Origin of the sequence: Photobacterium sanctipauli, assembly GCF_003026495.1 — a bacterium.
GTDB classification, from domain to species: domain Bacteria; phylum Pseudomonadota; class Gammaproteobacteria; order Enterobacterales; family Vibrionaceae; genus Photobacterium; species Photobacterium sanctipauli.
In genome coordinates this window covers 509,400-521,433 of record NZ_PYMA01000002.1, presented here as the reverse complement: position 1 = coordinate 521,433, position 12,034 = coordinate 509,400, and the positions used below count along the sequence as shown (strand labels likewise).

The window sequence follows — 12,034 nt, the reverse complement described above, 5'->3', positions numbered from 1 at the left end:
TGGCAACCTCTCGAGTCATCCTTCTCATGTGCCACTCCCTTACTTCCCTTCCGCGGTATTGACTAAATTGGCGAACCGCACCAATTGAATTGGCGGATACAGCGACATCTGCCGAGCCACAGCCATGTTGATTGACATCGAGTAGCGGCTTAACTCTGCGATGGGAAGATCGCCCGGCGCTACCCCTTCAAATAAAATCTTTGCGGCTCGGTTGGCGGCCAGCTGACCGACCCGGTAATACTTATTGGAGACCGAAATCAAGGCCGAGGATCCTGTCACCATCGAGTCGTAGGCACTGGCAACAGGCAGGCCGTATTTTATGGCGGCTTCGGTGAAGGCATCACTATTGGCGAGGTTGTAAGAGCTAGAGCCAACGTACACCACATCCACACCTTGCTCGGCCAGCTGGCTCATCCGACTTTCAAATTGCCCAGGCAGTGGCTTGCCGTTTTCATCCAATTCGTAGCGTTGCTCCACAACCTCAAATTGCATATCTAGGCCCAACGCTTTGAGCTTCTCAGTATTAAGGACTGAGTTAAGCTCAGCCTCGGAATACACCACACCCACTTTGTTAACCGGGAAATACTCCCGCATAGCACGGATTTGCACGTCTTCACTGATGCGGTTTCGAATACCCGCTACGGTTGGTCGGCCAGTTTGGTGTTTCTCTGTAATAATGTTGGCACCGAGCGGGTCGGCAACAATCATGAACAATGCAGGAATGTCACCCAGCTTGGTCGCTTGCCCATACTCGTCATGGGTACCAATCAAGGCCTTGGTGACGCTAGTGCCCCAGGTCACCACCAAATCAGGCGAAAGCGTTTTTGCCTCTTCTAACATGCTTGCGAGCTTTGAGCGGTCACGGCCGGCATCGCTAACAATCACTTCAACTGGATAACCATTGTTTTTCAGATAATCTTTAAAACCCTGGCAGGCCTCCTCACATCCTCGCCATACCGCCATATACACAGTGATTGGCTGGTTAGCCTTAGCAACCGAAGTCAGGCCAAGCAAGATTGAAAAAGCAGCAATGATTAACGGATGGACGATTCGCTTCATGCTTGCGCCTCCTTGCTTCGCTGTGTCGATGGCATGTTCAAGAAGACCAGCATTAATAAGCCACTGGCGATAATACCTGCACCAACAATAGCCATCGCCATGCCATAGTTACCCACAGCCAACAGTGCAGCCACGAGAATTGGTCCCAGCACACTACCAATACGCTCTGCGGTACGGAGTATGCCGAGCACTTCGGTACGGCTCACTTCTGGTGTGGCTTCGGAAGCTTCCAGTGCACAAGCAATCAATGGCGCTTTGAGGATCGAGTGGGCAATGCCCATCAGGGTAACCGCCAAGATGATCTTGAACAGTGAAGCCTCCCCATAAAGCGACAGCAAGATAGCCCCAGACAACACGGTGCCAAGCACTATCAGCTCACGGGTTTTCTGGGTCTTATCGGCAATACCCGAGGCAATAGGGCTTAATGGAATGATCACCAACGAGTAGATCATCATGATGCGGCCAATCTCAGACTGGCTGGCATCAAGCGACACCAAATAAAGCGGGACAAGGAAATACAAGAAGCCAGTAAGCACTATCTTCGCCGGGATCGCACAGCACACAACGATGGCAACAAACTTAACGTTGCGCGCCAATTGCATCAGCCCACCCTTTTGTTTCACCTGCTTATTGCTTGCGGTATCCAACTCACCGGTGAACATGCGCCATGTGAGAAGGCCAGCAAATGCGGCAAGTACCGCCGATAGCAAGAACACTGGCTGATAGCCAATACGGTCAGCGATAATGCCACCCAATGCGGTTCCGCACATGGTTGCGGTCATCAGCACCCCAACAAATATCGACATCCCCTTGGCACGATTTCCTGCTGTGACTACCGCAGCAATATAGCTCTGGCAGCTAATGGTGATGATCGCATAGCCAAACGCCGTCACGCCCCGAGAGATAACGATATCCATACTGTTGGTTGCAAACGCACAGCCGAGATAACCTGCAATCGCTGGAATAAGGCCAACAAGGAACAACCTTTTTTGTCCCCAGCGCTCAACCCACTTAGCGGCAAAAGGCGTAAATGCAGCGATGACGAACATAAACACCGAAATAGGTAGCCCAAGCATGACATCTTTCGAGATCCACGACGTTGGCTCGTAGAATTCCGCCACGTACAACGGCATGAATGACTTTTGCAATTCCTCGCCAAATGAGAAAACAAACAGTGGGATGCGCGCATCAACAATATCGCCCTTACGCACTTCCAACTTGTTTTGCAGGCGGAATTTTTCCGCGATTTCCTTTAAGCGGGCTTTAAAGCTTGCCGACTCCGCTTGGCCTTGGCTGCCAAACAGCTGACTGAATTTATTTTGGAGTTTACGTGAGTCATGGTTGAGGCGATTCGAAAACAGGCCAATGGTGCCGCGCACTGACGTATTCTCGTCAACCGAGAAGTCACCGTTGATTTGTCGACGTAAAATGGTTTCCGACTCTTCCAATGGCCCTGAAATATAGACCATGACCACAACCATTACGACTTCAAAACACACTAGCAGTACCGCAATCAATACAATGCCGATATCGAAGAAGATGTCGATCAGTTGAGATTGGATATAAGTCGCACTTAATCCCACATAAACGCTGCCATTAACAGCTTGCGCCGCTTCAAGCGGTAGCCTGAACACATCGCTCTGTGGCGGGCTGTCGGTAAAGGGGGAAGAGAAAATCGAAGGCAGTTGGCTAGCAGCCACACTGATTCGCTCTAATAACGATGCATTCAGGTACTGCTTAGAGACTTGCTCAAAAGCGAGTGTATCGACAGTACTCAGATCGGAGACGACCCCAGCCTGATAAAGTAAGTTGTCGCCTGCGGTCACCGCAACAAATGTTAATTCAGGGTATTTTGAAAGCGAGTCATCAAGGTAAGCGTCCATCCCACGAATTTCATTAAAAGGAATACCGGCATTCACCGCAAGCTCAACATCATCATGGACAATCTGGGCAATGGCATTAGCTTTTTTCAATAATTCAGGTTTTACCGAGAAGTTGAACTCAACCAATGTATATAAAGCACTTAATACCGAGGCAAACAATGCACAAAGTACCGTAATTAAAATTAAACGGCTGTTTATAAAGCTAGCCAAGCTTCTGACTTGCCTCATTATTTCACCTCTAGCGATGTTTCTTTTTTGTTATTTGTCTGGCTTGCAGCCATGTCTTGAAGTTTTTCTATTTCACCAGAAACATAGCTTTTCATTTTTTCGCTTTGTTCGATTTGATCAGCAAAGTTTCTCGTCATTTCGCCAGCAGGCATTTTCTCTGGCTTTTGGGACGCCTCAGATGAATAGCCATGAATAAGCTTGATCACGCTGGTAATATCACCAAACCCAAAACGAATGGCTAATAACACAATCAAAGCGGTAAATAGAAAAATAACCACCGTGGCTTCTAGCAAGTGAAGTCGTACAACGGCATATAACCCGTATAGACCTGACTTGTCATACTCAATAACAATACTCCCTGCCAATTGATTAAAACTATCTTTTATCTGTAAGCCACTGAATAATTTAGTTTCTGTACTTAACACCCAATTAGGCTCATTCGAGCGAAGCGCCCGGCGAATAACACTTTCTGGAAGGGGGGGGATAATACTACTCTCAGTCAGCACTTGTTGTTCAGCGTAGGACTGGATAATAGGCGTGCCGTTCTTATCGATTAAAGTGATGGCTTGTACATTGGCCTCCCGCTCTCTCGCCCTATCAAAGCTGTCTTTTAGGTTACTCGCAGACTGGAGCGGCATACCTAAGCGCTCAACACGCTTAATCGATGTATCTAACGAGGATGAGATGACATCGAGTTTAGATGACACCACTTGAGACATTAAGCTATCAAACTTCATATAGTTCATGAGGTAAAGCAAACCAAGCACGGATAGTAAGATCACCCAAACCGTAATAACTAACCGTAAATGTACCTCAAAAAAAGCCTTCATTGGCCATGACTCCCATACCACACATTACCGCTTATCAAATAATATGCAGGGAATTTGAGAAAGGTGTGCCAAGCAAATTTCTTTATGTAAAAACTCTGACCTTCATTCTAAAAACAAAAATTCAATTTTGTCTTTTCAAGAATATCTACTAATAAAATAAACAGTTAATAACCATAATAAACATCATGTTATATCCAGTTAATATCCCCACGATAAATAGAGATATTGATAAAAACAGTCTTTACCGCTATTCCGCTAAGATGCAATATTCATCAATAAAGCCATATTATTTATTGGGTTAATGATACTTATATAACTTTTCTCTTATAAAATAATGAATATGTTTATAAGTTTTATCTATCGATATCCTCCGTTACCAAGTAATATTTGTTATATCTCGTCTTGGCAATCCTTTTGCTTAAACTTGAATGTCGGCAACTTAATTGCTGCTTTTATTTGCAAAACGGCCTTTCTATTAGGCTATATTCAACGACCATTTGCCTTCGCTGCTTTGCAACGAAGGCTTTTTTTGGTTGATTTACTTACAAATGAAACTTTATATCGCCAAGCCAGCAGTCACAGCAAAAAGGCACATCTATACTATAGAAAAATGCTTATCAGCACCTTCAATACTGCCGACATCATTTATCTTTCTTAAAATATTCACTTTCACTATGATGCCTATTCAAGCTCATCCGATCTGAACATTCAGATAAATCCTTGCATTAGGCTTTCACCACATATGGTACCTTCGCTATCGTTTAGGGTAACTAGGCTACGCGAAGGCTTTTTTTAGCGAGCGTATCTTTACGCACTTTTCTTAATGAACAGCTTTAGAGCAACTCACGATAAATCGCGGGCTTGATATCGATAACTTTTGTACCATTCAAACAATCCAGTCCTCGTACGGTTAACCTGCCCTCTTCTCGCTTTTCTATCGTAAGCACAGCAGCTCCAATCGGATTAGGTCGATGGGGCGATCGCAACGCAAAAGTCCCTTTCTCCACCCCAGCCCTGCATGTTGGTTGTTTCACCGCTGCTCTATTCGCATCGTAAAGCCAATACAAGATCAGTACTTGCTGGCCATCTTCTAGCCCTGTCAGCCCTTCCTTGAACTCATCATATAGAGTGACTTCACACAAAGGACCATCAAATTGAATATTGTTCGGGCATTGGTGAATCTCGGTGTATGGCGTGCTGATTGCACCAATAAAGTTAAGTTCAGTTGTCATTGTTTACTCCTTCGTCATTGAAAATGCGTAGATAAAAATGGTGACTAAGATGATGGAGCCACCAATCATGCTGGCGACAGGGGGAACTTCATCAAAGAATGCATATGCCCAAACAGGTGCCAAGACCGTTTCAATCATCAAGATCATGCCAACTTCCGGTGCAGTGATATATCGGGTTGCTACTTGCGAAAGCACACGCCCAAAAGGAGCGGTGAATAACCCCATAACACCCATCACCAACCATGTGCTCACACTGTATTCAGATGGCGAGGCGACAAACAGCATCGCTAATGCCAGAAACAGCCCACCAAACCCGACACTGGCCATTCGGCTTACATGCTGGTATTTACGTAGCTGAGTTTGGTTTAACGCCAGGCAAACCACCGCAAACAAAGCAAGGCCATCACCCAATAGATTGCCTGACTTAAATGAGCCAGATACGACAATGGCGATCCCCACCATGACACTGGCAATGGCTATCCATGTTGAGCGCTTGGTTACCTCACCCAAGAAAATTCGGCTAAATACCGCCGCCAAGGCCGGGGCTGCGCTCAAAATCACAAAGGTATTCGCAATTGAGGTATAAGTAATACTCAACACTAAGCCAGCAGCACTACCCAACATCAATAAGCCAGATAACAGAACTTGCCAGCCACTTTCCCTTACCGCAGTAACAAGACCGCGCTTGTCCAGCAGCTGGATACACATAGGCATCGAAATAGCAGTAAATAGACCGAATAAAAACGCCGTATCAAACCCACTCACACCAGAAAAGCGAATAAAAATAGGATCCAGGCTCATCAACAAAGCGCCCAGCAAGGTAATAAATACCCCTGTTGTCCGTGCACTTTTTTGACTCATTACATTCATGATTGTTGTTGTCATCATCCTCTCCACGTTGCTTTAACACAAATCATACTCACAAGTATGATTTTATATTTGAGAATGATTGTCAACAAAAATCATACCTACAAGTATGATCTTGTTTTGTGCTGCGCTTGAAGCGATTTAGATGATCGTTGGATTGCACCAAAATAAACCATACCGTATAGTATGATTTTCATGGTGTTAGATATGGGTAAAGCAAGTTGAGTAAAATTGAACAAAACAGAGAGAAAAAACGCAAAGCGATCTTGGCTAGTGCGCAGGATGTGTTCCTTTCTGATGGCTATGTACTTGCGAATATGGATAAAATTGCCGCTCACGCACAAATGACCAAACAAACGGTTTACCGCTATTACCCTTCAAAGATTGACTTGTTCCAAGCTACATTAAGGCATATTGGTGAACAGCCTGATGAGGGCTTTCTTGAACACCTGAACAATTCAGATCCCAAGCAAGCCCTCACAGACTTTGCTCGTGACTTCATTACCTTCCATCTTTCAGACGAACACTTGGCAACTTATCGCTTGTTGGTTGCTGAAAGCGCCAAAGCACCAGAGATCCTCGAAAGTTTTCAATCTGTTGGCCCCAATGAAACTCATGACCGCTTATTCCGCTTCTTTAGTGAACGACTGAACATTCAGGAACCTGAATCCCCTATTCGGCTATGGACGGGGATGTTGCTTGCACTTCGTGGCGAAGTATTAATGGGCATGGCAAAACCAAGTCAAATACAGATTAATGCGCATGTAGACGCAGCCACTCAAACTTTGCTTGCTGCCCTGCGACAAGACTAGCGCAGTACCACCAAGCTACTGCAAGTTGCATGAGTATAATAGTAGCCAGGTGAAACAATGAGTTGTGAATAACATCACTGGATGAATTCAGTTTACATAGAGAACGATAGCCACCTCCATAACAAATCATGTACATTATCTAAACAAATAATAATTAGCATGGAAGTAAAGCAGATGGAGAGCAAAACTTACGCGGTGATCGGCACTGGGGCGATTGGTGGCTATTATGGCGCGCGATTACATCATGGCGGAAATAGCGTACATTTCCTATTTCATAGTGACTATGATCATGTGTGCCAACAGGGTTTAACCGTTGACTCCCACTATGGCGATTTCTCAATTGCTGCCGACCAGCTTCAGGCTTATCAGTCAACAGCTCAAATGCCCAAAGTGGATGTTGTTCTAGTGGCGCTAAAAACCACCCAAAACCAACATTTGGCTTCTCTTATCCAACCCCTGCTTAAGCCTGATACGCTCGTGGTACTGCTACAAAATGGTATCGGTGCCGAACAAGAATTAGCCCAACAACTTGAGCTTCCTTATGTTGGTGGTGGCTTGTGCTTTATCTGCTCAAACAAGCTTGGACCCGGCCACATTCATCACCTCGACTATGGCCGAATTACCCTAGGCATGCACGGCGAAACGGGACTACCTGCATTGAGCCAGCTCGCTGAAGACTTTCGCCAAAGTGGCATCGAAGTCGATGTTGAAGACAACATCTTCGCTGCACGCTGGAAAAAGTTGCTCTGGAATGCACCGTTTAACGGTCTCTCAGCGGTACTCGATACTGACACCGCCCAGATGATGCAATGCCCGGAGATCGTCGAGCTGGCAAGGGATATCATGCTGGAAGTCAAAGCTGCTGCCCGCTCAAGTGATACCGAGCTAGAAATCGATCTCATTGAAACCATGCTTACCAATACCGCCAAGATGAAGCCCTATCTGACCAGTATGCTACTCGACAAACGCAATGGCCGAGAGCTTGAACTGCAATACATGTATAAGAATGCCCTTGATATCGCAGCAGAACAAAACATAAAGATGCCAAAAACAGAAGCGCTCTATCAGCAGTTGTGTTTTATCAATAAAGCTATCGTGAGTTAGTCAGCCCTCTCCCTACCTACCACTTCTAATAATGCTGTGATCAATCGAGTCGCCATCGCTCGATTGATCATCACTACTATCAATATTACTCACCCCTGTATTAACCAAGCCACCAATAAAACATTACACTTACCTTGATGTTACATATGCTCAACCTTTGGCGTGTTGACTGAGGCAGATGTCACGAAATCACCATAAATTTTCGATTAAGATTCGCGTTTATTTTTATTATTGTATTACAATAAGGCTTATAGAATTTGTAATCCCCAATCAATACGACATAAGCGAGTTAGTATGAGCAACCAAAAGTCTCTTGATGCGATCAGGAAGATGAAGCTGGAGAACGACACTTCAGCCGGTAACCTTGTAGACCTACTCCCTATCGAAGTTCAAAAGCGTGACTTCGACCTATCATTCCTAGATAACCTGAGCGAAGCGCGCCCTCGCCTGCTTGTTCAGGCCAAAGATCTAGAAGAATTCAAAGCGAATGTGAAGGCAGATGAATCTTTCTGCATGTTTGATGACTTCTTCAACAATTCTACGGCTAAGTTTCTAGATACAGCGCCGTTTGAAGAGCCTCAGCCTTACCCGGAAGAAACGGTAGGTAAGGCATCACTATGGCGTCCGTACTGGCGTCAAATGTACGTTGATTGCCAGATGGCACTTAACGCAACCCGTAACTTGGCTATCGCGGGTATCGTAAAAGAAGACGAAGCGCTTATTGCTAAAGCAAAAGCTTGGACACTAAAACTGTCTACTTACGATCCAGAAGGCGTGACTTCTCGTGGTTACAACGATGAAGCCGCATTCCGTGTTATTGCAGCAATGGCTTGGGGTTACGACTGGCTTCACGCATACTTTACTGATGAAGAGCGCCAGCAAGTTCAAGATGCTCTTATTGAGCGTCTTGACGAGATCATGCACCACCTAAAAGTGACGGTTGACCTATTGAACAACCCACTAAACAGCCACGGTGTGCGTTCTATCTCCTCTGCTATTATCCCAACTTGTATCGCGCTATACCACGATCACCCGAAAGCCGGCGAATACATCGCATACGCGTTAGAGTACTACGCTGTACACTACCCGCCATGGGGTGGTGAAGACGGTGGCTGGGCTGAAGGCCCTGACTATTGGAATACCCAAACGGCATTCCTAGGTGAAGCATTCGATCTATTGAAGGCCTACTGTGGCGTAGACATGTTCAACAAGACATTCTACGAAAACACCGGTGACTTCCCGCTTTACTGTATGCCTGTTCACTCCAAGCGTGCGAGCTTCTGTGACCAATCATCAATCGGTGATTTCCCTGGCCTAAAACTGGCTTACAACATCAAGCACTACGCGGGTGTTAACCAAAAGCCAGAATACGTTTGGTACTACAACCAGCTGAAAGGCCGTGATACGGAAGCACACACTAAGTTCTACAACTATGGTTGGTGGGACTTCGGTTACGACGATCTTCGCTTCAACATCCTTTGGGATGCGCCAGAAGAGCAAGCACCATCCAATGATCCGTTGTTGAAAGTCTTCCCAATTACAGGTTGGGCTGCATTCCACAACAAGATGACCGAGCGTGACAACCACATTCACATGGTCTTCAAGTGTTCACCGTTTGGCTCGATCAGCCACTCTCACGGTGACCAGAATGCATTCACCCTGCACGCTTTCGGTGAAACGCTAGCAGCAATTACGGGTTACTACGGCGGTTTCGGTGTTGACATGCACACCAAGTGGCGTCGTCAAACATTCTCGAAGAACCTTCCACTATTTGGTGGCAAAGGCCAGTACGGCGAGAACAAGAATACAGGCTACGAGGGTCATCAAGACCGCTTCTGTATCGAAGCTGGTGGTAACATCACAGGTTACGACACTGAGTCTGATGTGAAGATGGTTGAAGGTGATGCAACGGCTTCATACAAGCACTTCGTACCTGAAATCGAGTCTTACAAGCGTAAAATCTGGTTCGTCCAGGGCAAAGTATTCGTCATGCAGGACAAGGCTTCTCTATCCGAAGAGAAAGACATGACTTGGCTGATGCACACAACGTTTGCTAATGAAGTGGCTGACCAGTCGTTCACTATCTGTGGTGAAAAAGCGCACCTAGACGTGAACTTCATCAACGAGTCTGCAAACAATATCCTTTCTGTTAAGAACATTGAAGGTTTCGGCGAAGTTGACCCATACGAGTACAAGGATCTAGAGATCCACCGTCACGTTGAAGTTGAGTTCGGTGCCGCTAAAGAGCACAACATCCTAACCCTGCTTGTTCCTAACAAGAACGGCGGCGAACAGGTTGAAGTGTCTCACAAGATTGAAGGCAACGCGCTTGAACTGACCGTTGACGGCGAAACTGTCACTATCGAGTTGTAAGCAATTCGATAGGTAGCATAAAGTTAATACCGCTTTAAAGCCCCAGATCACATGTGTGTCTGGGGCTTTGTTTTAGCACACCCTTTCATAACAGAGTTAGCTACCTTGGCTCTAATCCGCTAATGGTAACTCACTCGGAACAGTTCTTGGGGCTTTATCACGAATATCTAGGCTTGCAGGATCCGTGAGAGCGTAAAGGAACTCCATAATCTTATCGATGTCTTTTTTACTGTATTTAAGTTTCTTTATCTCACTGGCTTCAGCAATTTTATCAACAAGATACGGATTTTCCATCACTTCAAAGTCAATTGCATCAAGGTCTGAGCGGGACGGCATTTGTGCCTGACTCGTATCATAGTTATATAAGGAATAAATCGCATTAACATGATGATCGACAACCTTACGCAAGGTATCAAATGAACCAGTGTGACCATAAGGCGCTGTAAGAACTACATTACGAAGCGACGGGGTTCGAAATTTATATAAATCATTTTCATCGCCACTGACACGAAAATGACCAAAGTCTTCACGACCATTCACACCATCACCTTTACCTGGACCAATTTGTGGCATAGCAATAGCATGAAAGTCCTGATCTGTCTGCAAGGTGCCACTATGACAGCTACCGCAGGTCATACCGCCTAGATTTTTAGCATTCCCATCATAAAATAGGCGCATCCCCTCTTGTGCAGTAACGCTCATTGCTCGCTTATCACCTCGCAAAAAACGGTCAAAAGGACTGTTGTCAGCTCGGAAGCTTGTACCAATATAGGCGGCAATCGCATTACCTACGTGAGTAATATTCATATCGGCGGCACTATTTACATCATCAAATGCCGCTTGGAACAGAGAAGCATATTCAGGAATACCTCTCAGGCGGATGAGTAATAATTCCCAGACACCGTTCGGACCTTCGAAAATTTCATTAACCGCGGCATCAGCGACATCATTTTCACCAGCTTGCCCCGCCATTTCAGTCACATTTGTGAGAGGAAGAATATTTTGTGCTGCCAAAATACTATCTAAGCCTACGGGTAATTGGTGACCTGCTGGTGAATTAAAGCCGCTTGCGAAATTTGAATCAGGAAAAATACGCCCATCATTAAATAACACATTAATTTCTAATAACCCACGGTTAAAAAGATCAGGTGAGTTATGCGGAACACGCTGCACAATTGCATCAACGCCAGTTCCCGTATCCCTTGCCGGGTGTCCCAAGCCCCTACCACCTTCACCCACTGATAGAGAAAGAGAGTCAGCAGTGCTAGTTAATACATGATGACAAGTACCGCAGGAGATATTTTCATTACCACTCATTATCTTATCGAAGAACAAGTTTCGGCCTAACTCGACTTGAGCCGGATCAGATTGTCGAAAGTCTGCGTCTTTCAAAGGCTTTAGAGCAAATGAGCTATTGCCAGATGATGGCGGTAAAAATTGGTCTTTCCCTTTAGGTGATGATGAAAAGTCAAAACCACCGATAGCAACTGCACTCGAACTTACCAGAAGACCACTTATTATTAGACTTATTTTAAGTGTATTAGTTTTCATGTTTATCCCCTATTAAATAAGTACTAGTAATCACTAGCACCCTAATAAAAGATAAGTTTTTTTCAGGTCGTAGTGTAGGCAACTGCATGCACTCT

9 protein-coding genes are annotated in these 12,034 nt (G+C 45.4%); 3 read left to right on the top strand and 6 right to left on the bottom strand.

The features are described from left to right. Window positions 1-39: 39 nt before the first annotated feature. From C9I98_RS05495 to C9I98_RS05475, 5 genes are all read right to left on the bottom strand, one after another. Window positions 40-1,059, bottom strand: coding sequence for an ABC transporter substrate-binding protein (locus tag C9I98_RS05495; protein ID WP_107271680.1), 1,020 nt, complete (start codon window positions 1,057-1,059; stop codon window positions 40-42). After that, window positions 1,056-3,170 carry an MFS transporter gene (locus C9I98_RS05490; protein WP_036824519.1) on the bottom strand — a complete coding sequence of 705 codons (2,115 nt, stop codon included), beginning with the start codon at window positions 3,168-3,170 and terminating at the stop codon, window positions 1,056-1,058. The genes C9I98_RS05495 and C9I98_RS05490 overlap by 4 nt, the downstream gene beginning before the upstream one ends. Then, complete coding sequence (locus C9I98_RS05485) at window positions 3,170-4,000, bottom strand: hypothetical protein (protein ID WP_107271679.1); 831 nt, start codon at window positions 3,998-4,000, stop codon at window positions 3,170-3,172. Before C9I98_RS05485 ends, C9I98_RS05490 begins: the two co-directional genes overlap by 1 nt. An 833-nt stretch (window positions 4,001-4,833) precedes the next feature. Continuing rightward, entirely contained in the window at window positions 4,834-5,232 is a 399-nt protein-coding gene (gene tsaA / locus C9I98_RS05480) for a tRNA (N6-threonylcarbamoyladenosine(37)-N6)-methyltransferase TrmO (RefSeq protein WP_036825243.1), read from the bottom strand. A gap of 3 nt (window positions 5,233-5,235) precedes the next feature. Continuing rightward, entirely contained in the window at window positions 5,236-6,117 is an 882-nt protein-coding gene (locus tag C9I98_RS05475) for a DMT family transporter (protein ID WP_036825245.1), read from the bottom strand. 203 nt (window positions 6,118-6,320) lie between these two features. Between C9I98_RS05475 and C9I98_RS05470 the strand changes: the two genes are divergently transcribed. The 3 genes from C9I98_RS05470 to C9I98_RS05460 all read left to right on the top strand — a co-directional run bounded on the left by C9I98_RS05470 (window position 6,321) and on the right by C9I98_RS05460 (window position 10,388). Next, a complete protein-coding gene (locus C9I98_RS05470) occupies window positions 6,321-6,911 on the top strand; it encodes a TetR/AcrR family transcriptional regulator (RefSeq protein WP_036817500.1) in 591 nt (196 codons plus the stop codon). Window positions 6,912-7,085: 174 nt separating this feature from the next. Then, window positions 7,086-8,015 carry a putative 2-dehydropantoate 2-reductase gene (locus C9I98_RS05465; RefSeq protein ID WP_036817498.1) on the top strand — a complete coding sequence of 310 codons (930 nt, stop codon included), beginning with the start codon at window positions 7,086-7,088 and terminating at the stop codon, window positions 8,013-8,015. Between the two features lie 294 nt (window positions 8,016-8,309). Beyond that, on the top strand, window positions 8,310-10,388 hold the full coding sequence (locus C9I98_RS05460) for a DUF4962 domain-containing protein (protein WP_036817495.1): 2,079 nt from the start codon (window positions 8,310-8,312) through the stop codon (window positions 10,386-10,388). Between the two features lie 111 nt (window positions 10,389-10,499). Here C9I98_RS05460 and C9I98_RS05455 read toward each other — a convergent pair whose 3' ends face one another. Further along, window positions 10,500-11,939: a cytochrome-c peroxidase gene (locus C9I98_RS05455; RefSeq protein ID WP_107271678.1), complete on the bottom strand. Its 1,440-nt coding sequence runs from the start codon at window positions 11,937-11,939 to the stop codon at window positions 10,500-10,502. Window positions 11,940-12,034: the final 95 nt, after the last annotated feature.

Coding starts and splice junctions, on each gene's coding strand:
- tsaA (WP_036825243.1), bottom strand. CDS start 5,232: ATGACAACTGAACTTAACTTTATTGGTGCAATCAGCACGCCATACACC.
- C9I98_RS05460 (WP_036817495.1), top strand. CDS start 8,310: ATGAGCAACCAAAAGTCTCTTGATGCGATCAGGAAGATGAAGCTGGAG.
- C9I98_RS05490 (WP_036824519.1), bottom strand. CDS start 3,170: ATGAGGCAAGTCAGAAGCTTGGCTAGCTTTATAAACAGCCGTTTAATT.
- C9I98_RS05475 (WP_036825245.1), bottom strand. CDS start 6,117: ATGACAACAACAATCATGAATGTAATGAGTCAAAAAAGTGCACGGACA.
- C9I98_RS05465 (WP_036817498.1), top strand. CDS start 7,086: ATGGAGAGCAAAACTTACGCGGTGATCGGCACTGGGGCGATTGGTGGC.
- C9I98_RS05495 (WP_107271680.1), bottom strand. CDS start 1,059: ATGAAGCGAATCGTCCATCCGTTAATCATTGCTGCTTTTTCAATCTTG.
- C9I98_RS05455 (WP_107271678.1), bottom strand. CDS start 11,939: ATGAAAACTAATACACTTAAAATAAGTCTAATAATAAGTGGTCTTCTG.
- C9I98_RS05485 (WP_107271679.1), bottom strand. CDS start 4,000: ATGAAGGCTTTTTTTGAGGTACATTTACGGTTAGTTATTACGGTTTGG.